Origin of the sequence: Treponema vincentii, from assembly GCF_010365865.1 — a bacterium.
Lineage (GTDB): Bacteria > Spirochaetota > Spirochaetia > Treponematales > Treponemataceae > Treponema.
Genome location: NZ_CP048020.1, coordinates 2,483,576 through 2,505,366 on the forward strand (window position 1 = coordinate 2,483,576; position 21,791 = coordinate 2,505,366).

Sequence of the window (21,791 nt, forward strand, 5' to 3'; positions counted from 1 at the left end):
GATACCATTGACATTTTTGATTGTTTGCGCCACTATCCCTACCCTTGTATTTTACGGAGGTTTTTATGACATCTAAAAAGTATTTACAGGCAGCTATAGGTGCTGCTCTGTTGTCGGTGTGCCTGCTTGCAGGCTGTGCCAGTGTTCCTGCTACCGCAGTATCGGATACTGCAGCAGCTTCAGAACTTGCTGTTATGAAAGGTTCATGGCAGCCCCTCAGCCGTTTTGAAGATGATGCTGTTTTGCAGGATGTATACGCTAAAAATGCTGCTGCAATGCCGTACTATAGTGAAGGCGGATTAAAAGCAGCGGTACATTATGCGGTGGCGGCGCCCGTGATAAAAGCTGTTTTTGACGGTTCAAATACGGTAGCGTTTACTGTACGTACTGCCGACGGTTCTGAGAAAGAGGTTTTGTGTGAATATACCTTTAAAGGTACACGCCCTATGGTTGAAGATTCGACTCGCAATTGGCTCACATTTGAAGCGGTAAAACCAATTCAAGAATTAAAGAATCTGCGCTATTTTGTTGTTACGGCTCCTCAAGTTGATAAAAAAACCGGAATAAAATCATTTGATGCCCGCTTCGGCAAATGGGGCATTCGATCGCTGGTACATGGGGATCCTTTGAAGCGAGCTCCTTTTGTAGAAGCAAATCTTCCAAAAGAAGAGGTACTTAAACAGTTTACGGCTGTTATCAATACAGTGGCAGCAGAAAAATTACCCAAAGAGCCGCTTGCGTTATATAATGGCAAATGGGTAAATTCAGTTACCGTTTGCGAAGATCCGCGCCCCGCTATTCAAAATGTTTACACGCAATTGATTAAAGAATTTGCCGGACAAAATCCGAAGGGCGGTGATTATACAAAAGAAGATATTATGGCACTGGTGTACAAGGCATTCGGTGCCGCCGATGATTTTACTCATATTGAATTTGTTGCAGGAAATGGTAAAAATGAGATTATCGTATGGAAAGGCAATAAAGAAGTCAGCCGCAGTTCATATATACAAGATAGTGCACATGCCGCACATCCGGCATATCGTGCATTTTCCGCTACTGATCCTTCATTTAAAGGCAAGTTGGCTCATTTTGCAATTACCATTCCCCACGCTGTCCCACCTCACATGCATTTCTGGTACGGGACTTCCGTCGAAGAAGCCGCAAAAATGAAGAGCGCTCCTACCTGTATACGTGCTGATGTATCTGAAGAAGAAATGGTGCAGCATATCCTTGATAGCTGCCGGAGCTTTTTAAAAGGTTCTATGCATTAATTAAAACGGAGCTGTATTACCGATGGCAAAAACAACTAGTTTTTACCATCGGCAGGAGTATTAAAAACGCTCCGCACAAATAAACGACAGAATACCGTCACATAAGGATTCTATACTTTAAACTGATTATCTCAATCATCAGAATTATAAATCTTATCTAAGTGATACTGATTATCTGTAAACTGTACCTTATCGGGTATAATTACTTACTTCAAATGCTGTTATATACCCGATAGGGTATGTTTTACTGTTCTTTCTTTGACATTATACCCTAAAGGGTGTATATTATATATCCAACAGCTTAACAGGGGTCAATGTGTATATGAATAGAATAGCAGAATTCATTAAGATAAGTAGAAAAGCCGCCGGTTTGACGCAGGAAGATTTTGCGATGCGGTCGGGTCTTGGACTTCGTTTTGTCCGTGAACTGGAGCAAGGAAAAGAAACCGTACGCATGGATAAAGTGAATGTTGCATTGGCAATGTTCGGCATGGAAGCCATTCCGGGTAAAAAAGGTGTAACTTCGGCAGCATATAAATGACAAATATATTCAGAACCGCATACGTCTATGTATATAATAACTTTGCCGGAACGTTGTGCGAAACCGATGAGGGATATTCTTTTTCTTACGATGAAGCCTATATCGCAACAGAAGATAATCATCCTGTTTCATTGACGCTTCCAATACGTAAAGAACCTTATACATCAAAAACATTGTTTTCTTTTTTCGACGGATTGATTCCCGAAGGATGGCTTCTTGAGGTTGTAAGCCGTAATTGGAAGATAAACCTTAAAGACCGATTTGCCTTACTGTTAGTTGCTTGTAAAGATCCTATCGAAAATGTCAGTATAAGAGAGGAAAAGATATGAACTGTCTGTGTTGCGGAAAGCCGATAAAAGACAATAATGAAAGTAGCGGCTGGCATAAGCCATGTATAAAGAAATTTTTCATGACAAATGCTATTCCGAAAATTGAAATAACAGACTCGGTACTGAAAGAGCTAGCAAAAGAAAGCACCAATAAAGGCTATACTATTCCGGGTGTTCAGAAAAAACTTTCATTACATCTTTCAAATGAAACGTATCCCAGATTGACTGTTGTGAATTCCCCCACAGGATATATTTTGAAACCTCAAGTAAAAGAATTCCGTGCCTTGCCGGAGTGTGAACATCTTGTTATGTCTATGGCAGATAAAGCTAAGATTATAACCGTCCCTCATGCGCTTGTAAAAAGCAAAGACACTTATGCGTATATTACAAAAAGAATCGATCGTATTTTTCCAAAAGATTCGAATGTAAAGAACATTACTCATGTAAAGCTGATCGCTATGGAAGATTTTTGTCAACTTGATTTAAGATTGACTCAAGATAAATATAAAGGTTCTTACGAGCGATGCGGGAATATCATTAAGAAGTACTCTTATCGTTCCGGTCTTGATATGACCGAACTGTTTTATCGACTCGTCTTTTCATTTATTGTTGGAAATTCCGATATGCATTTGAAAAATTTTTCCTTGATTGAAACACAATCGGGTTCGGGAGCGTATCATTTTTCCCCTGCGTATGATTTGCTTCCGGTAAATGTCATTATGCCGGAAGACAAAGAAGAATTTGCTCTGCCGATGAATGGAAAGAAGAGAAACATCCATCGTAAAGATTTTCTTATCTTTGCAGCCGGTTGTGGAATAGCGAAACTTGCAACGGAGAAAATGATAGAACAATTGATATTGATGACGCCTGTTTTTATTGAAATGTGCCGTAATTCTTTAATACCTGATGATATGAAAAAAGCCTTTATAGCATTAATTAATAAAAGAGTTTCCGCTTTAAAGTAGTATGAAGATGGACGAAAAACGATATACTCGCATTCTTGACTCCAAAGAAGCTTCATAGAGTTTCATTTATAATTCCTGTCTAATAGCCGTACAGTTTTCCGATCTGGTTATACATTGTAAGTTTAGCTTTCATAATTTATCTTAAAAATCCCGTGTCGTATCAGAAATTTCCAATTCCATTGCCTAATTATGTTTTCCAGTTTTCTAATTCTAATAATGGAATATTTTTAAAATACTTTGTATTATTCGTTACTAAAGTCAAATTGCCGTCGGACTTGTAACATTGCCATACTATGCCTCCATATCTACCATACGGCAAGTAGTATGAAAAAACAAGCAAAGCTCATGATTTCTTTTTCAATCTATTATCTGACAAAAACAAATGGGAACCTCTAAAAACTTCAGTTTTTAGAGGTTTTCCTTAAGCTTATTTGCGATGTTTTTAATAAGTCATTTATATTTATAGACTTATTAAAAACTCGACGGGCACCTCTAAAAATCTAACCGAGTTTTTAGAGGTGCCCAAATGTGACTTCTTGACTTTTTCTCTCGTTCGGTGCATTATAGACAGACACTCGTTCTGTGTGTTTTTTTCTTTGTACGGTTAGCGTCATCTAACATGTACGGCAAAAACTAAGGAGCCGATTTTTGAAGCGTAACAGCAAGAAGCCTGAAGTCCGTAAACAGGAATTGATCGAAATTGCTGCAAAGCTTTTTGCAGAAAAAGGATATGAAGCGGTATCCGTACGGGACATCCTTGATGTCGTTGACGGCGCCCCCGGTATGTTTTACTACTATTTTAAGTCAAAGCAAGATATTTACGTTGCAGCTATGGAGCAATACATTTCCGAACGCTTGGAACGAAAGTGCCGGATGCTGGAAGACGATACCATTCCGTTTTCTAAAAAACTCGCTGCATTCCGTAGTATGATTCGGGAAGATATCAGCGGGTATACGGAGCGGTTTATACCAAACGGCGATGTGTCCATTTCAGATGCTTCGTATAAAATTTGGGATTTTCTCCAAATGTTAAACCGCATGATTAAACCGTATGCCAAGTTTCTTTTGCAGGCATACAATGAAAGGCATTTATCGGATAGGCTAAAACTAACGGAAGAAAATGCGGAACTGTTTGCGACATTTATACTCTACGGTTCGTGGGGAACTATCTATAACGGAAAGTTTACCAAGAGCGATAAAAATTTCACGATGGAGGATGTGATAGCGGTTACCGATAAGCTTTTGCAATAACGATACACATACATAATAATGATCACTTCTAATACAACCTGATAAAAATGGAAGGATTGAGAAGTGTGCACTATCGGATATTTTTTTTACTACGGCAACGGGAATGATCCTTACGGACATTCCCGTTGTTGCGTTTTAGGGAGTATTGAACGAATTCTGTCTGTCGATTTCAAATCTACAAGTTCACACACTGAAGTTAAAGACATAATGCGATGCTAATGCGCATAATTATAATTATAAGGAGTGTTTTATGGACAATCAAAAAAACACAAAGTCTTCCAGAGGGGCGATTGCCGCAGGACTTTTTATCGCGCTCTATCTTGTAACCTACGTTATCATCGGCGCGATCTGTATGCCTGTTGCAGTGCTTTTCTTGCTGATGCCGGAACTGGTGGCTTTCTTTGCAGCGCCTATCTATCATACGATGCTGACAAAGGCGCCCGGATGGATTTCGATCTTTCTTGCAGCGGTTATTCCCAGTCTGTTCTTAATTGCAACCGGGCATATTCCCATTGCGCCGTTGGTTGCTGTACCGGCAGGTCTCATCGCTGTATTGTTGGCAAAAAAAGGGCAATACAAAAGCTTTAAGTGGAACGCAATCAGCCATACGATTTTTTCACTCAATCTATTCGGAGGATTCCTTCCTATTTGGGTTATGCGGGATTACTTTTTTCAGCATACGCTTGAGGGCGGCATGAGCAAAGCGTTTTGTGATACGGTGCGAGCGCTTACTCCATGGTGGGTACTTCCGGTTATGATGATTGCAACCATGCTCAGCTCGCTGCTCGGTTCTTTGTTCACAAAAAAAGTATTGCATAAACGTTTGGAAAAAGCAGGTATTGTATGAAGCATTCTGCGGGCGGACTCTATACAACAAAACGGCAGAATAACGGATTAGTGTTTGATCCCAGAACTAAATTGATATTACTGATTGAATTTGATATTCTGATGTTTTTAGGCCGCTCGCTATTCTATGAAATGGGCGTGTTCTTACTGTGTTCCCTCATTCTTGCGATCGGAGGACACCGGAGAAACTCAATCAAGTGCATCGGCATCTTTGCAGTCTGCGCCGCTATTGAACAACTGATACACCCCTATATGTCTCATTCTTTGATTTCGCTGGTTTACTTTGCCGTTGCACTTGTACGCAAGGTTTTACCGATTTTTATTTTAACAAAGTGGTCTGTTGAAACAACAAAGGTGAGCGCTTTTGTAGCTGCACTGTGGAAGATGCGCCTTCCAAAAAATATGATTATAACCGGCTCCGTAATTTTTCGCTGCTTCCCTACCATTCGGGAAGAATGGAATGCAATTCAATCCGCGATGCGTATGCGGGGCATTGAATGTAATGCGCGGAGTCTTTTATTCAAACCGTCGGAAACGATTACGTATATATTGATTCCTCTTTTTATTTCAATCTTGAACATCAGCGATGAACTGGCAGCCGCAGCATTATGCAGAGGGCTTGATAATCCGGGCACACATACCTGTATGACGGAGATAGGTTTCAAGCGGCAGGACGTAGCGCTTTTGATTCTTGTTACAGGTATTTTTGCCGGTATGTGCATTGTTAGAATACTGGGAGTGAGGCTATGATCCATATTCAAAATGTTTCTTTTACGTATGAACAAGCGGATACGCCAAGCCTCAAAAATATCAACCTCTCTGTTAAAACAGGCGAATGCGTCTTGCTTTGCGGAAAGAGCGGATGCGGAAAAACCACACTGATACGGCTCCTCTGCGGTATGCTGCCTGACTTTTATAACGGAGTTTTTACAGGCAGTGTGTCGGTGAAAGGAATTGATCCCGTTACCGCACCGATGTATGAGATTGCAAAAACGGTCGGTACCGTTTTTCAAAATCCGCGTACACAGTTTTACACCGTTAATACGACAAGTGAAATTGCATTCGGATGTGAAAATTTCGGAATGGAGCCGAAACTCATTCAAGATAGAGTATATGAAACCGCCGATGCGCTGCATATAAACTCGCTCCTTGACCGAAATATTTTTCAACTTTCAGGCGGAGAAAACCAAAAAATCGCATTCGCAAGTATTTATGCCGTTAATCCCGATATTTACGTCTTGGATGAACCTTCTTCCAATTTGGACAATCACGCTATCAATGAATTGCGATCGATACTGCAGTTTTTAAAAGCGCACGGAAAAACCATCGTCATCGCAGAACACCGAATCCGGTATCTCAAAGAATTGGCGGATCGTGCGGTATATATGAAAGAAGGACAAATTGAAAAAGAATACACCATGCAGGAATTGGATTCTATGTCGATTGCAGAACGGATGGAAACCGGTATACGGCCGGTTTCGTTAGGCGGTTTTTCTTCTATTATAAAAGAGCAGGGTGAAAGCAGCGGAGATATCGGAGCCGATGCCTCAATACAAATGGAAGACGTTTGTTTTTCTTATACGAAATATAAGGGGCAGCCTTCGCTCACTATCCCGGAGGCTTGTTTTCCGGCAGGAACCGTCATTGCGGTTACCGGAAACAATGGAGCGGGAAAATCGACATTGGTTTCAGTGGTCGGCGGATTATTAAAAAACAAGAAAGGCACTGTTAAGCTAAACGGAAATATTCAATCGGCAAAAGAACGCTTATTCGTGAGCTATATGGTGATGCAGGAAGTAAATCATCAGTTGTTTACGGACAGTGTAAAGGAAGAAATTGTGCTTGGCGTTAAAAATCCGGACGAGGAGGCATTGCATGCCGTTTTGACCAAGATGGATATAGAGCGTTTAAAAGATCGCCATCCTATGACGTTATCCGGTGGACAAAAACAACGTGTCGCGATTGCGGCAGCGGTCTTTTGCAAAAAGAAAATTTTGATCTTTGATGAACCGACAAGCGGTCTTGACTTCTTTCACATGATGCAAACGGCAGAACTCATTAAAACGCTGAAAGCCGATGACACCTATATATTTGTCATTACGCACGATTATGAATTGATTGCGACGGCCTGTGATATCGCCGTTGAAGTAAAAAACGGCCGCATTGAATCGCAGTACGTATTGAATACAAAAGGGATTCAGCAATTACAGAACTCTATATTTTCGTGAGGTGATGAGAGGCCATTGTTGATTTTGAATACGGGGGCGGGACTGTATACGCTACTTTGCTTGGTGTTATCATTTATTAAAAGATACGACGCGGTGTTGTATGCATGATTTACAATCAGGTTCGGATCGAGTCCATGAAAATGATATTGTATGTCGGGCAAGAACAACAAGCTCATACCGAGCGTATCGACAAGCATGTCTTCGCCGCCTTAAATAGTAAAGAAACGGACGTTCATTTTACCAATTTTCTTTGAGATTATTATAGTTTGTATGTTCTCAAATTTAGTACATAACAGATTTAACCAAAATAAAAAGTATTAAATTCCTCTCAGGCGCAGCTTTGTCATCGGCAATTTTCATACATTCGGTTCTTACCAGAGGATGACGATTTAAATTAGCGGCGAGCGACCAAAAGGCTGCATTTTTTATAGATGCACGGTACAATTCTTCACCTGTTATATTCAGTGTTTTAATGAGTTTTTTAAAACTTTCAAGATGTTCCGTATAGCTATCTAACACGGAAATATCGCAGTCTTCCATGGGCGCATCCGGCTCCTCATTGTTATATTTAATATTAAAATCAGAAAGAAGTTTTATAAGCTCTTTTTTTTGTTCTTTAGTGCCCGTAAACGTCGTAATCTTATGCTTAAAAATATCTTTCCATGCTAACACCGAGGCAATTTTTCGAATAGGTGCGGAATCGCCTGTTGCAAAAAAAATACTCCAGAGTATATCGAGCTCCGTTGAATTAGTGATATCGGCTGTCAGCGGATCATACTTGGTCTTATCATCGATAATACCTTTGATAAAGCCTTTTAAATAAGCATCGTTTTCTTTTTCATAAAGCTTATTCAAAAGCTGTTTATCTTTGAGGCTGACAACCAGAATAAGGAATCGCCGCTCTTCGCTATCGCTTTTGCCATATATGGTCATAAGCTGATTGAAAGATTGTTCCGTAGGAAAGATTTTCGAAAAAAAGAATACCGTCGGATAATACCACGAGGCTTCTCTGTCAGGGTGATGGTCGTTAAAAAAAGATTCCAATAATTCCGGCGCTTTTTGGTAGTCTTTCGTTTTATAAAAATCCATTATTCGGTCATCGACGCTTCCGTATTCTTGTGCGACAGCATGCGTCCCACAGATTACGGCAAATACAAACATACAAAAAATACTGATAATAGTTTTCGGTTTTCGCATATACCGCCTCACTTCTCAATGATTATGCACGATATTTTAACCGATCTTACATAAACCGTCTATTCACAAAGAGAAATCAAAAGTGGAGTTGAAAAGCATTGCAAAATGGTCATACAATATGTTCAGATGATAACCGTGTTCCTTCCATGTATCGCCGCAAAATGACCATAAAATAATCACTAAAAATAAGGGACTGATAAGCCATATTCCCATGCGTTTATCGTTCGGTAAGATACCCATAAACAAAAGCTTCCCGAGTTCGGAAAACGCAAGGGAGTATCAAGCCTGTTTAAGGCGAAAAGAACTATAAAGATGTAACCAAATGCCTCTCCATATATACTATACGGCAAGTAGTATGAAACAACAAGTAAAGCTCATGTCAAATCAATATATTTTTCATACGATCCCCACACACTCATGGGGAGCCCCAATGACCTGCCGGCATTCAAGACTTCTCTGTATCCAACCACCCATTCGCTGTATCCTTTTTTCATGTGGTTGATTATCATATCCAATGTGTTTTGTTCGGAAAATATTTTTTGCAATATACGGGCAATTAAAAAAACCGGAAGATTAAATAAATATGCCGGAAATATTCGATACGTTCTTACTCCCAGTAATCTGCACACCTGTATTCCTTCTCTAAAAGCAAGCACCATTTTCTTAATTGCATTGGGATTTGTAATAACATTTTCAAAACTACCGTATTCTGCAATCACACCAGCTGTAATTGCTTGCTGCAAATAATGAACTTTCAACCACTCAAAGATATTTTTATCAACCGTTATGTTTATACTGGAATTTTGTAATAATGATGAGAAATGCGGCAAGTAAATCGATGAACCGCCTAAACGGGTTGCTTCATCAAATATGATAATGTGTAAGCCTTTTTCGTCTCTTCCGCCGCCTATTGATGAAGGGAATGCAATAAGGTAATCGTCTTGAGAAAGATAGGGATCAATTTCGTTCTTTATATTCCAGTTATTCTGCATAAACACAAAATACTTTGTTTTATTTTTCAATTCTTTTAAATGCGGTAAGACGCTACATAATTGAAAACGATTTACGGCAACTATAATAGCGTCGTAATGATCTTCAATATGGGTAATAATTCTGCGCTCGAATTTCATTGTTTGGTACATAGTCGATCGTTTTCTTAAATCTTTATAGCTGATTGTAATTTCTTTTTCCGTGTCGGATTTCCCGTAAAAGTCCACTTCGTTATTACAAGACACCAGCCAGCCATATGCCGTGCCTATTGTTCCTGCACCGTAGATTAAGAGTTTCATTGTATAGCCTCAGTTATTTTATTTCAAAAATCACAATAGTTGCTTAAATCAGCTCTTTTCACAATATATTATATTATCGCATTAACCGCATAACAGCAAAAAGTGTACCGGATACTATCATTGTTGTGTTTATTCATACTGTCTGTTACCCGCAGCGTAGGCACCGGTATCTATATCGAGGACTTCGCGCACAGGCTGTATAAGCGATTCTTCGTAGCGGCATATCCATCGCTCAGGCTGCGCTGAACCGTCCGGTATACCGTCAATGGTGTTGCCGGTTTCTATGGTGTTATCATTTATTAAAAGATACAACGCGGTGTTGTATGCATGATTTACAATCAGGTTCGGATCGAGTCCGTGAAAATGATATTGTAAGTCGGGTAAGAACAACAAGCTCATGCCGAGCGTATCGACAAGCATATCTTCGCCGCCTTGAATAGTAAAAAAGCGGACGTTCACGGCAAATTGAATAAAACGGTTTTCACGGGGAAGCGTATGGTTGCGGATAGTTTCTGCAGTAAAAAGCTTTCCCGAATTTTCAAAATAAACGGCAGTACAGCCAGGAAAAAGCTCGACCAGCGCCTCTGTAAAATCCATATCGAGTGCTGCACGCTCCGATGCGGGAAGCGCCGCCGCCAGCATATCGGTACCGATGAGTGCATATCGGCATTTGGACAAAATAGCATCTTTATCGTCTCCGCAGTCCCACATCTGGCTTTTGGTAAAATCGTCAATGGTATTTCCGTCAAAGGCGGCGGGAGCAATCATTAGCATAGGCGGATACGCCCCATCCTTAAATTCCGCCCGATATCGAGTGGCGGCAAACTGCGCTACGGCAGTGTCCGAATCGTATGAAAAACATTCGGCATCTCCCAAGCGCTTTTGCATCACCGCTTCCATCTGCTCCCGAGCCGGCATTGTTACCGGCGCTTTAAACAAGAGCTTTACAATAAAAATGCCGCCGACTTTTTCTTCTTTGGTTAAATCCTGTTGAAAAATCTTATCCATATTTCACCTACCCTTCTCTTCTATTTTTGAAAGTATGAAAAAAATGTTACGCGTTTATAATATTTTTCTCAAAAAAATCGATTGCATTTTTAAAATCGTTTTCGTTCGGTCGGCCTTTGTTTAAACCGCCGATGAGTTTTAAGGGGCCGAAGGTATCGAAACCTTTACAGCCGAATATCCCCATGCAGATCTTTCCGTTTTGTTCGGTTCTTTTACGCAGCGTTTTTTCAAACCCTGTATTAACCGCTCCAGCGGTGTAAATAAAAAAACAGCTTTTGTACACCGCCTGCAAGCGCTTGTTCAAATAGTGTATCGACCGGTTTCGCAAATTTAAAGTAAAAAATTCCGGAGGCAAAACCGACCGTATCATATCGCTTAAAATCATCGGGATTAAAATCGACAGCTTTGATCAGAACTGTTTCAGGGTACTTCTCTTTTATTTTATACAGCACTTTTTCAGTGTTCCCGTGATGTGTTGAACTGTATACAATGCATACATTACTCATAGCATAATTCTCCTTCATTATTTATGTAGCCGTATCGTTTGGGGTATACGGCCGAGAGGTCTTTTTCCAAAATAATATTTCCATCATTTAATCTTTTTTGCGCAACCGTTCGATATGCAAAATCGATTGCGTTGCTTTTACAATGATAAAAACATTCTCCGCATAAGATACAATTTTTTTGATCTTTTATCGATACCTTACCATCTACAAAAATAAAATTGTTAACAGGACACACTGAAATACATTTTTTACATGCATGGCAGTTTTCTCGTATAATCGATACGGTTTTAAACTTTGCATGTATTTTTTCTTGCGAAAGTATGTTCAGCATAAGACGCATAGGGACTTTGGTATACGCAAAAGAACTGCTATTGTCTTGTATATGTTCCGTATGCAAACATAAATCAAAAATAGTACTTATGACCTTCTCTATTAAGCGTTCTTCCGCATCGCCGGGCTTGTGCTCCAGTATTTTGGTACGAAAAAATCTGCTCAGTGTATGAAAGGAGGCAAGTTTTATTCCCAAAACCGGCACATATTTTTCCTTTTTTAATGCACGCCCCATCTCTTCCAATGCAATAAATGAATGAGCACCTCCGTACGTGATAAACGGAACGGCAATTTTTGAACGCTTTTGATCCGGTTCAGGCAGCGCTTCAAGGATGCGCAATACATGAGTTTCCGCATGTCCTGCGTATACCGGCGCGCCTGCAAAAAGAGCATCGAATTCTTGTAAGCGTTCTTCCAAGATTTTTTGCCTTTCGGATTTTGAGGCAAACAACAGGTTATCATCTTTTGTAATATTTATGATATCCGCTGTGCCGCCTTTCTCTTCGATACTCCTCTGAATCATGCGTGCAGCAGCCAATGTGTGTCCCGAAGGACTAAATACAATGATAGCAGCTTTCATAGTAAACCCTCCCATACGCCTTCATTTGAGCTTAAATCGGGAATATTGTTATCTACCAATTCCGCTAAACGAGCAATTGCGTCAAATTCTTTTTTTGAGAGTGAATTTAAATACGCTGCAAGTTTCTCGTTAAAACCGGCATGAAATTTCTCGTGATTGTTATACGCAACGATTCCTTCTTTCGTCAGCTTAAAATAAACGGTTTTTTTGTTATCCGCTTTTTTATATTTTTCTATCAATTTTTTCTTGAGCAGCTTATCGGCAACTTGTGTTACAGCGCCATTTGTAATACCGAGTTTTTCCGAAAGCTCGGAAGCGCTGTGTCCGCCATCCAAACCTATCGCTTCTATAAAATGAATTTCACTTTGGTACAAAGTATGCTGTGTACCGAAAGTCCTTGGTCTTTTATCATTAGCGTTTATTTTGTACTGAATTTTTACCGTCCGTTTTATGAGATTTTCTACATCATTCATTGCATTGCCCTTTTTATTTTAGCTACTAAAATAAAAATACATTAAAATGCAGTCGATGTCAATATGTTTTAGCAACTAAATATTTTAATACACTAAATCAGTTTCATCAACTTCCAATTTAAGACCAAGCAAGAAGAACTTAACTCCTGCACGGATTGCAAAAAGTTTATTGTATTCCACCGGTTCTTCTTCCCAAAACCACGATGGCATTTTTAATTGAAATGGCAGCATTCCTATGATATAATCCAATCAATTTATAAAAGAAATCTAATATGTCCGTTCAACGGATAGCTTACTGAACCGCTTGGAGATAAAATGAAAAAATCACTTTTAATCATAGCACTTTTGTTCACCTCATTCACGGCATTTACTGACGACGGCGGTTCATACAAGCCGGAGGACTGGACTTACGGGAACATCTATGTCAAGGAGCCGAACGACAAAATCGCGCTGGAGCGAGAGCTTCTGGTTGTGGAGCATACGTATATCGGTGAATATGACAAGAAGAGCGACACGTTTCATAAAACCAGCGGGCGCGAAGTAACCGCACGCTTTGATTTTCTGAATACCACGAGGGAACGCGTCACCGTGCCGTGTGCATTCCCTGTGGTGGTAAAGACACAAGTCAGCGTAAAAAAAGATGGTACTGTTTCCGCCGAAGTGCCCGTAGGAAATGGCTACATGGCGAACGAGACTGTGATAGCTATTGCGTTCGGAAAAAGCGGCATCGAGGGCACAGCAAAGGAGGCACTTCTCTCGCTCGACAAAAAACTCCGTACACTTTCGGCAAAAGACTACCTCGCAGAGCTTTCACGCACGGAGCGTTCCGATTCAGTCATGAGACCGTGCTCCATAGAACAGGATGGGAACAGTGTTCCGATCCTGACAGTGGGAATCGAAACAACGGTGGAAAAGGACGAGGAAGGTACGAACTACATTTCGGAAAATGACTGGCATGATGTAAAAGAACTCTACACACTCACGCTCGTACTTCACTTCTATCATGAGCTGCACTTTGCACCGGCGGCACGGTCAAAACTTTCGGTCAAATATGACATCGATTCGGTAAAGAAAAGTTACCGTGGGGACACCTATGCGCTAACCTACGACATCTCCACAGGAGGCACATGGAAAGGGGCGATGAAAAGCTTTGTGGTGCTTTCCGACGGCACAATGACTGCGCACGGCTCTCAGGCAAATTTCGAAGAAACGGAATTCGGAGAGCTTTCGATAAATGGGGTGAACTTTAATCTATATACAGTAGAGAACTACAAACCTCAGAAAGGCGAACACCTTGTGTTCAAGGCCAAAACGCCGTACCGCGACGGTCTTTCCATAGTGTGGGAACGGCAAGATGGCAGGCAGACATTCGTCAAGGAAGTCCGCTCGTCTTCCGCTTACAAAGGTTCCTACAAAATCGCGGGAGATGGCGGACACATCAACTTCTCCTATCAAAACGAAGACGCTTACCTTCGCACATCAGGTTATGGTGTGGAAACTTCGTTCGATGGAATCCTTTTCAACGGCTGGGTCGAGGGGCGTGCAGGTGACGGGATCGGCGAGTGGATTGAGTTTACACTAATAAAAGCCGCGCTTGGTCCTTTCGCCTCAAACGGACTCGCCCGATTCGCGGGGAGACTATACAGCGATTATGGCTCCGGCTCCCCGGATTTTACCGTCTTCACGAAATCGGGCTATGCAGGGGCTACATGGAAAGAGAACAACCGCGTAAAGTCGATGATGCTCACTTCCTCCGCGCTTCAAAAGCCGATTGCGCTCGAACTTGCAGACATGTTCCCCGCCACTATGAACGATTTTTCAGACCAATGGATAGCGCTGAACGCCGTGAAAAATCCGCTCATCCTTCCAAAAGGCAGTTACCGCATGACTGTTCGAGGCGTGTATAAGGGCGAAAAGTACGACGACACCGCTATCGGCGAAGTGTGGTTTCTGCCGCTCTCCGCCGCCGCAGAAAGAATCCTTACTGCTGACTGTAATAACGATGGCTTTTACACCGCCCCAATCAAAGACATTGTGCAAACTCATGTTGCACACTATGTTTCGCGGCTGGCAGCAATACAGCAGGACGAAGAGGGACAGTGGGGAAAATAAGATGAGTATCAAGCGCTGTTTAAGGCGATACCTTACCGGTAGATTAAATCGGATAAATCAACTATCATTGTACATACTGATAGGAGGAAAGATAAATGAAGAAATTAAAATTTATCACAGCAGCGACAGCCATTATTGCAGCGGCTTTGTTTTGTACCGCCTGTCCGGACGGATCAAGGGCTGCCGAACAATTTCTTACGGGTTCCTATGGAACATACACATGGGCAGGAAATGATCTGACTATTACCAGCAATGAAAGCAATTTTGAAAGACACTTTGCAGGGGCTGGGGTACACAGCGTTACACTTAAAAAAGAAAGCGTAAGCAGTAGCGACTACCTTACAAGCGGAAAATACAGTCTTGATGCAAAAAATATAGACGGCGGTGTCTGGAAGGGTATTTTTTATTTGAACGGGAAAGGCTTCCGATACATTACGATTACGCTTAAAAGCGACGGCCACTGTACGGTTCAGCCCGGGTTATCGGTCGAAGAAGGGATTAAATTCCCGGAAGATTTGAAGATAAAAGGGAAATTCACGCAGGCAACCGGTTCGGCAGAAATGACATCTTTTACCGGTATGCCGACATACACTAGGATATTTTTTAGCAGTATTAAACACGGTTCTTTGAAGACTACGTGGGGAACAAAGGATGTCGAAACCTTTACGGATTATCAGACTCAAGACAGCCCCAATAGCGGAGGTAAAATAACTACGGAAACGTGGAAGGGATCGTCGTGGCTATTCGCAAACGAAACTGCTACCAACGTGTATTACAAGAAAATTTATAAATACGATAACTCAAACGCTTTCATTTCCGGCGAATTTGAAATTTTTATTCCGAAAGATACGGTTCTGCCTGCCGTACTTGAGTAACAGATACCCCATCCGGATCCCCATCTATGCGTTCCTGCTGTATAGTCAAGTTTTACTGCACAGCAGGATTCCTGTACAACCGGTTGTTCCCTTCCTTTATTCATAATGTCAGTTGCCCACACCGTAGGCGTCGAACCAATTTTCATTTTCGACTTCCGTAATTGTCATTGGGGCAATCACGTATACTTATTCTGTTGATACTGTACATCTGCTTGCACAAAATACAAGATAGCTACCGTTTACTGAACAAGAAACGGTGTCAAATATACCGGCTTCTTTTGCAAGGCTCCTTCCGTACTCACATCTTTTTGAGACAATACATACAGAGCGCCGACATTTGCCGAGAACTTTTTTGCAAATGCACCGATTGATTCGTGCTTTCCCGTTCCGGACGATTTTACCTCAAATGCTGAAATTTTACTATTATCCGAAATCAAAAAATCAACTTCGTAGTAATGGGTACTTCCGAGCTTTTCCCATGTGTGATAGTACAGTTCACGTCCTGTTGCCGTAATCATTTGTGCAACCGCATTTTCAAGAAAAAACGGCAGCCTTGACTTTTTACTGCTGTTCGGCTATTATCACCTATCTTTATAAATAAGGAGTGTGTTCACGTGCCCTGCGGAAAAAAACGGAAGCGACAGAAAATAGCAACGCATAAACGGAAGAAGAAGCTTCGAAAGAATAGACATAAGAACAAGTAACCTCTAAAAATATCATTACGCTTTTTAGAGGTTTCAATAATCTTGTATCCCTCTCGATTATACCGGCATACCGGTGTATAAAGTATATAAGAGGGATGTTTTGTGATTTTGCAAGATTATTATAGGCGTATTGTTCTATCGCTTTTACTACGGTAAGAAAGGGCTTTGTTGAATATCTTCACAGCCCTTTTTTTATGTACCCGGCAGTTCACTGAACATATACATGGATAAAAACGTACTCTTATCAATACGAGAACCGAAAGACCTACAATCTCTTTCAAGAGAGGAACTTCGTATATTAGCGCATGAGATGCGCAGCGTTATTTTGGAGACTGTAGGCGCAAACGGTGGACATCTTGCCAGCAATCTCGGTGTTATTGAATTGACTATTGCGCTGCATCGAGTATTTTCGAGTCCGAAAGACGCAATCATCTGGGATGTGGGGCATCAATCCTATCCTCATAAGCTCCTAACCGGAAGGTATGATAATTTTTCGACACTCCGCTTAAAGGACGGCCTCGCAGGATTCCCCAAACGGGAAGAAAGCCCCCATGATACATTCAATACAGGGCATGCCTCTACCTCAATTTCGGCCGCCGAGGGGATTCTTATCGGGCGAAAGCTGCAGCACCAAAACGGAAAGGTTATCGCTGTTATCGGTGATGGGGCTTTAAGCGGAGGCATGGCCTTTGAAGCGCTCCTAAATGTTACCCCATATACAAAGAATTTGGTTGTTATCCTCAACGATAATAAGATGTCTATCTCTCCGAACATACGGACAGTTTCCGAATACCTCAGCCGTTTAACCGTGCGGAAAGGATACCAGCAGTTTAAATACATCTTTGATACCGCTGTCGGCAAAATTCCGTTTTTAGGCAGGCGTATTAACTTTTTGATTCACCGGTTAAAGCGGGGCGCCAAGGGGATTTTTTACAGGAACAATCTTTTTGCCGATCTCGGATTTGAATATGTCGGGCAGCTGAACGGGCATAACGAAAAAGAACTTGAAAAAGTATTCCGTAATGTCAAAAATATTGATGCACCGGTGCTTATTCATGTTGAAACAAAGAAAGGGAAAGGTTACCCGCTCGCGGAAGATAATCCCTCCGCTTTCCACGGTATCGGACCGTTTAATATTGCCGATGGGAAAATTGAAAAGGCGAGTACCAACTCTTTTACCGAAGCATTTTCTCATATTATCACTGACGAGGCGGCAAAACGGGACGATATCGCCGCAATTACCGCTGCAATGGCGCAGGGGACAGGACTTCAGCGCTTCCAGCAGCAATATCCCGATCGTTTTTTTGATGTCGGCATTGCCGAACAGCATGCGGTAACTTTTGCCGCCGGACTTGCCGCAGCCGGTTTACGGCCTATCGCAGCCATTTACAGTACGTTTTTGCAGCGGGCAATCGACCAAATCATCCATGACGTTGCACTGCAAAAACTGCCGGTTATCTTTGCGATAGACCGTGCGGGAGCGGTTCCCTATGACGGCGAAACCCATCAAGGTCTCTATGACATCTGCTTTTTACGCAGTATTCCCAATATGACGGTGCTCGCTCCCGCCTCGGCAGCGGAAATGCGGGCGATGTTTGAATGGGCATTGCAGTTGGATGCTCCGGTTGCAATACGGTACCCTAAGAATACATGCGCAGCGGAATGCCCCGCATTTTCGCTGCCGATGGAAACCGGCCGCGGTGTGTTCACCGTAACGGCGGAACACAGCGATGTGCTGCTGGTGTGCACCGGCGGTATATACCCGGAAACCGTTCAAGCATCAGAGCTGCTTGGAAAAAAAGGGATATCCGCTGATATATACAATCTCCGCTTCTTAAAACCCATCGACGAAGCTTTTTTCTTGGAAAAAGCAAAAAAATACCCTGCGGTACTCTTTATCGAAGACGGCGCATATATCGGCGGCGTCGGGCATTATCTGGAAGCTCTGGTTCAAAAACAACTTTCAGACATAAAAACCGCAGTACGCGCTTTTCCCGACACCGTCTTTATGCAGGGCTCGCGGCAGGATGTTCTTGAATGCGCCGGCTTAACCGGCGAACAACTTGCCGAGACGACACAGGATCTCTGCCGTTAAGATACGAAACAGCAATCACTGTTAAAAAAATGGCCTGATGCTTTTCCCCTGCATATTTTAAAGGCACTTGTATTCTCTCCTTTTTGCTTCTATAATAATAGCGTTATGCAAAGCCGAATTGGAGAATTATCTCGCTATCAATTTTCTCAAAAATGCCGTAAAGCACTTGACACGTGCAAAATTTCCGGCACAATTCAGCATTCAGCATTCAGCATTCAGCATTCAGCATTCAGCATTCAGCACTCAGCACAATGTAGCATCCGATAGCGTTCTCAGCCAAAACCAGATAAGCAGCCCGCTTTGTTCTGCACCACCCCCCTCTACGCTCAAAAAACATACTTCTGCAAAAACCAATTCCATATACCGGCGCTCGTTTAGCCTTTTCGCAATCGGCGCCCGGCTGCAATGCTATCATTTTTCCACAGTATTCGTATTAGCTCACAGCATCCTAAAAGGTTTAGTTAGCAGATTTTCAAGAACACCTCATAATGAAGAATGGGGCTGTCAAAAAACCAACCAATTTTTGAGACATCCTTATCGTCCATATATAAAACTATCAAAATCAGGAGAATTCTATGAATCATGATGCAAAGAAAAATGTATGTCCTTTTATGAGGATGTGCTCAATCTGCATTGCGCTCATTGCAGCGGTAATGTTTTTCGGCTGTAAGCAGAATATGGGCAACGAAAGCAAAACGCCGTCACAGCCCAAGTACACGCTCACCTTTAGCGTAGACGGCGGGAACGGATTCCTTGAAGCGAAAGTTGACGGCACTAAAATCAATTCAAGGGATCAAGTTGAAAAGGAGAAAACCGTTGTCTTTACCGCAAAACCATTTTCCGATTATAGTGTTGATACGTGGAGCATCGACGGCAGCGCCTTTGAAGAAGGTTCCGGCACCGCAGGAAACCGAACGGCAAAAGTAAAAATTACAGCGGGCACAACAGTAAAAGTAAAATTTAAACCTACCTTAACGGATCAAGAAAAAGCTGATAAAGCAAAAGAGGCTTTACAGCTCAGTTTTCAAAACGGAGATACTGCAGACAGCATAAGCTCTCATTGGCTGAATCTTCCTGTGAGTGGATTACATAACACTAAGATTAGTTGGCAGTCAAACCGTGAAAATATAATCAAGATAAAGAAAGAAAATGAATGGAACTGTTACGGTAGTATTACTCGTCCCGAAGAGAATACGCAGGTAACACTGACGGCAAGTATTACAAGAGGCTCCGCTTCCGCAACAAAGTCCTTTCCAGTTACGGTACGCGGAATAAATGAGGATGCGGTAATCAGTGCGGCAGAACAGGCGGTAAGAGCGATTCCTTCATTTGTGACGAAAGATACGTCCCCTATTCAGTTAAGCCCCAAAGAAACGGTTTCCGTTTCGAACGGCAGCAGTAATTCTTCTGTTGAGGTCAATATAAAATGGAAGGCAGAACCGGCAGGGGTTATCTCAGATTCGGACGGTACGGTTACACCGCATGAAACGGAAATAAAGAAAGTAAGATTGACTGCAACCGCAAAAAAAGGAACCGCTAAAATATCAAAAGACATTGAGGTAACCGTATATCCTAAAAACAACGAACCTAATCTTCAAACTGTTGTAGAGAGTATTGTCAACGGAATACCGGCCGAAATTGATGCCGATATTCAGCTCCCGCAGTCTCCTACTGGGTATCAACTCACATGGTCATCTTCTAATGACAGCATACTAAAGATTGCCGGAAATAGCGGACATATTGAGACATGGGATTTGGTTAACCGAACGGTGAAATTGACTGCAACACTGAAAAAAAATGCTGCCGGTGAAGCGGCAACAAAACCGAAAACGCTTACAATAAAAGCTCGAAAGAAGTTTACAAGAAAAGCCAATATCTATGGAAACGGTGGAACTTATGAATTTGACGACAATAAGCTGACGCTGCGCCATGGAGACGATGAACCTGCTGCCGTATACCGTGTGAGCATTGATGCCGTTGCCAAAACAATAACAGCAACGCTTGAACGGATTACTTATAGTGGAAGAGGGCATTATACCACCAATACCTTGCTGAAACCAGAAGAAATGGCAAAAAGCCAGCTTGCAAGCACTAAACAACTATTTGATATGTATTTTTCTCTCTTTGAATTTCAACAAAAGCCGTTGGTTACACTGCAAGACATCAGAATCACTATACAACAGTTTCCAGATCAGCCTAACTTTAAGACCGATAAAGAGCTTTTCGAAAAATGGTTTCAATATTCGCTTTCAATGATGTCTTATGAAGAGTTTTTGAAAAAAACTAAGGAAGAACAGAGTGAACTGCTTAAGACAGTATTAAAATCATGGCATGACAGTATCTACAAGACTTTTGGTTTTGACAAAACGGTTCCGCTTACAGAAGCGAGAGCAAAACAGAAATTATTCCTAAAAAAGGCTGCAGATGCCCGCCTTGAAAGAGCCAAAAAAGCGTATGTATATCAGTACCACATTGAAGGAGAGGTCTTGCATACTAACGCACAGTATATCCCCAATACGCTGTGGTACCGGCAGCCGGGAAAATACAGCTTTCATGCGGAAGATGGCGAAATAAAGGATGTATCCCTATTGGTTAATACTGAATTCGATGGAACGACTTATAGTCACATAAACATCAAAAAAGCAAACGAACAGACGATGCAGTTTTTTGCAGGGAATTATGATGGCAGCCCATCCTTTACAGCACAGGACGACGATAGAGGCGTACCGAATAAAGAGATAAAGGTAGATATTACCGGAGAAGATAAAGACGCTCATACACTATCCGTGCAGATAAGCGGGGCAGTTTCCTTTACGGGCGTCCTCACCTTTTCCGGAAGAGCTATTCCAGAATCATGGGATGAATTTTAACGCTATTCGGCTGCCTTTAAAACAGGCGGCCGATATATAATCAACAACTCCGACGCAGAGCGTTGCCGAGAAACGGCGGAGAGCCGGCGGTAAACCCGCAGCTTGCCGGACTTCTTACCGCTGCCCATCATTTAGGACTGGCAACTTCTATTGTAACATAAACAAAGCATTCGGCTCAAAAAAATTTCCATGCCGTCAAGTATCATGTTCTTTTCCAAAAGCAGCCTCATACTATGAATAATCCGATCCCGTCTCCGTTGCCGCTTAATTTTGATTACTTACTTATCAAATAAAATCTATGATAAATACGCATTTTTGTTC

At 41.9% G+C, this 21,791-nt stretch carries 23 protein-coding genes; 12 read left to right on the top strand and 11 right to left on the bottom strand.

Annotated elements, in window-relative coordinates; genetic code table 11:
* Window positions 1-65 precede the first annotated feature (65 nt).
* The 8 genes from GWP43_RS11550 (at window position 66) to GWP43_RS11590 (ending at window position 7,431) form a co-directional block, all read left to right on the top strand.
* Window positions 66-1,271 carry a hemin-binding protein B gene (locus tag GWP43_RS11550; protein WP_162664280.1) on the top strand — a complete coding sequence of 402 codons (1,206 nt, stop codon included), beginning with the start codon at window positions 66-68 and terminating at the stop codon, window positions 1,269-1,271.
* A 322-nt stretch (window positions 1,272-1,593) separates the two neighbouring features.
* The gene (locus GWP43_RS11555; protein WP_162664281.1) at window positions 1,594-1,812 is read left to right on the top strand and encodes a helix-turn-helix transcriptional regulator; all 219 of its coding nucleotides are present in this window, start codon (window positions 1,594-1,596) and stop codon (window positions 1,810-1,812) included.
* Window positions 1,809-2,141 carry a HipA N-terminal domain-containing protein gene (locus tag GWP43_RS11560; RefSeq protein WP_162664282.1) on the top strand — a complete coding sequence of 111 codons (333 nt, stop codon included), beginning with the start codon at window positions 1,809-1,811 and terminating at the stop codon, window positions 2,139-2,141. The genes GWP43_RS11555 and GWP43_RS11560 overlap by 4 nt, the downstream gene beginning before the upstream one ends.
* Window positions 2,138-3,106, top strand: coding sequence for a HipA domain-containing protein (locus GWP43_RS11565; RefSeq protein WP_162664283.1), 969 nt, complete (start codon window positions 2,138-2,140; stop codon window positions 3,104-3,106). Before GWP43_RS11560 ends, GWP43_RS11565 begins: the two co-directional genes overlap by 4 nt.
* Window positions 3,107-3,754: 648 nt before the next feature.
* Window positions 3,755-4,357: a TetR/AcrR family transcriptional regulator gene (locus GWP43_RS11575; protein ID WP_162664284.1), complete on the top strand. Its 603-nt coding sequence runs from the start codon at window positions 3,755-3,757 to the stop codon at window positions 4,355-4,357.
* Between the two features lie 250 nt (window positions 4,358-4,607).
* Complete coding sequence (locus tag GWP43_RS11580; protein WP_162664285.1) at window positions 4,608-5,204, top strand: MptD family putative ECF transporter S component; 597 nt, start codon at window positions 4,608-4,610, stop codon at window positions 5,202-5,204.
* Window positions 5,201-5,953: an energy-coupling factor transporter transmembrane component T gene (locus GWP43_RS11585; protein ID WP_162664286.1), complete on the top strand. Its 753-nt coding sequence runs from the start codon at window positions 5,201-5,203 to the stop codon at window positions 5,951-5,953. The genes GWP43_RS11580 and GWP43_RS11585 overlap by 4 nt, the downstream gene beginning before the upstream one ends.
* Window positions 5,950-7,431, top strand: a complete 1,482-nt coding sequence (locus GWP43_RS11590) for an ABC transporter ATP-binding protein (protein WP_162664287.1) — start codon at window positions 5,950-5,952, stop codon at window positions 7,429-7,431. Before GWP43_RS11585 ends, GWP43_RS11590 begins: the two co-directional genes overlap by 4 nt.
* On the opposite strand, the gene GWP43_RS15700 is transcribed toward GWP43_RS11590, so the two are convergent.
* From GWP43_RS15700 to GWP43_RS11635, 10 genes are all read right to left on the bottom strand, one after another.
* Window positions 7,401-7,607 (bottom strand): DUF4261 domain-containing protein, encoded by a 207-nt coding sequence (locus GWP43_RS15700; RefSeq protein ID WP_462218613.1) that lies wholly within the window; start codon window positions 7,605-7,607, stop codon window positions 7,401-7,403. The genes GWP43_RS11590 and GWP43_RS15700 overlap by 31 nt on opposite strands.
* A gap of 106 nt (window positions 7,608-7,713) precedes the next feature.
* Entirely contained in the window at window positions 7,714-8,628 is a 915-nt protein-coding gene (locus GWP43_RS11600; protein WP_162664288.1) for a hypothetical protein, read from the bottom strand.
* Window positions 8,629-8,691: 63 nt separating this feature from the next.
* Window positions 8,692-8,868 (bottom strand): hypothetical protein, encoded by a 177-nt coding sequence (locus GWP43_RS15035; protein WP_230977697.1) that lies wholly within the window; start codon window positions 8,866-8,868, stop codon window positions 8,692-8,694.
* 134 nt (window positions 8,869-9,002) lie between these two features.
* Window positions 9,003-9,917 carry a ketopantoate reductase family protein gene (locus tag GWP43_RS11610; protein WP_162664289.1) on the bottom strand — a complete coding sequence of 305 codons (915 nt, stop codon included), beginning with the start codon at window positions 9,915-9,917 and terminating at the stop codon, window positions 9,003-9,005.
* Between the two features lie 129 nt (window positions 9,918-10,046).
* Entirely contained in the window at window positions 10,047-10,925 is an 879-nt protein-coding gene (locus GWP43_RS11615; RefSeq protein WP_162664290.1) for a DUF4261 domain-containing protein, read from the bottom strand.
* Window positions 10,926-10,971: 46 nt separating this feature from the next.
* Window positions 10,972-11,109 (bottom strand): NADPH-dependent FMN reductase family protein, encoded by a 138-nt coding sequence (locus tag GWP43_RS15040; protein ID WP_230977698.1) that lies wholly within the window; start codon window positions 11,107-11,109, stop codon window positions 10,972-10,974.
* A 55-nt stretch (window positions 11,110-11,164) separates the two neighbouring features.
* A complete protein-coding gene (locus GWP43_RS15045; protein WP_230977699.1) occupies window positions 11,165-11,431 on the bottom strand; it encodes a flavodoxin domain-containing protein in 267 nt (88 codons plus the stop codon).
* Entirely contained in the window at window positions 11,424-12,341 is a 918-nt protein-coding gene (locus GWP43_RS11625; RefSeq protein WP_162664291.1) for a 4Fe-4S binding protein, read from the bottom strand. Before GWP43_RS11625 ends, GWP43_RS15045 begins: the two co-directional genes overlap by 8 nt.
* Entirely contained in the window at window positions 12,338-12,814 is a 477-nt protein-coding gene (locus tag GWP43_RS11630) for a MarR family transcriptional regulator (protein WP_162664292.1), read from the bottom strand. Before GWP43_RS11630 ends, GWP43_RS11625 begins: the two co-directional genes overlap by 4 nt.
* 84 nt (window positions 12,815-12,898) lie before the next feature.
* On the bottom strand, window positions 12,899-13,045 hold the full coding sequence (locus tag GWP43_RS11635) for a hypothetical protein (protein WP_162661909.1): 147 nt from the start codon (window positions 13,043-13,045) through the stop codon (window positions 12,899-12,901).
* A gap of 84 nt (window positions 13,046-13,129) precedes the next feature.
* On the opposite strand from GWP43_RS11635, the gene GWP43_RS11640 reads away from it, so the two are divergent.
* Window positions 13,130-14,926: a hypothetical protein gene (locus GWP43_RS11640; protein ID WP_162664293.1), complete on the top strand. Its 1,797-nt coding sequence runs from the start codon at window positions 13,130-13,132 to the stop codon at window positions 14,924-14,926.
* A 95-nt stretch (window positions 14,927-15,021) separates the two neighbouring features.
* The gene (locus tag GWP43_RS11645; RefSeq protein ID WP_162664294.1) at window positions 15,022-15,801 is read left to right on the top strand and encodes a hypothetical protein; all 780 of its coding nucleotides are present in this window, start codon (window positions 15,022-15,024) and stop codon (window positions 15,799-15,801) included.
* A 239-nt stretch (window positions 15,802-16,040) separates the two neighbouring features.
* Here GWP43_RS11645 and GWP43_RS11650 read toward each other — a convergent pair whose 3' ends face one another.
* Entirely contained in the window at window positions 16,041-16,319 is a 279-nt protein-coding gene (locus GWP43_RS11650; RefSeq protein WP_162664295.1) for a hypothetical protein, read from the bottom strand.
* Window positions 16,320-16,728: 409 nt separating this feature from the next.
* Between GWP43_RS11650 and dxs the strand changes: the two genes are divergently transcribed.
* Complete coding sequence (gene dxs / locus GWP43_RS11655) at window positions 16,729-18,600, top strand: 1-deoxy-D-xylulose-5-phosphate synthase (RefSeq protein WP_162664296.1); 1,872 nt, start codon at window positions 16,729-16,731, stop codon at window positions 18,598-18,600.
* Between the two features lie 575 nt (window positions 18,601-19,175).
* Window positions 19,176-21,470 (top strand): immunoglobulin-like domain-containing protein, encoded by a 2,295-nt coding sequence (locus GWP43_RS11660; RefSeq protein WP_162664297.1) that lies wholly within the window; start codon window positions 19,176-19,178, stop codon window positions 21,468-21,470.
* Window positions 21,471-21,791: the final 321 nt, after the last annotated feature.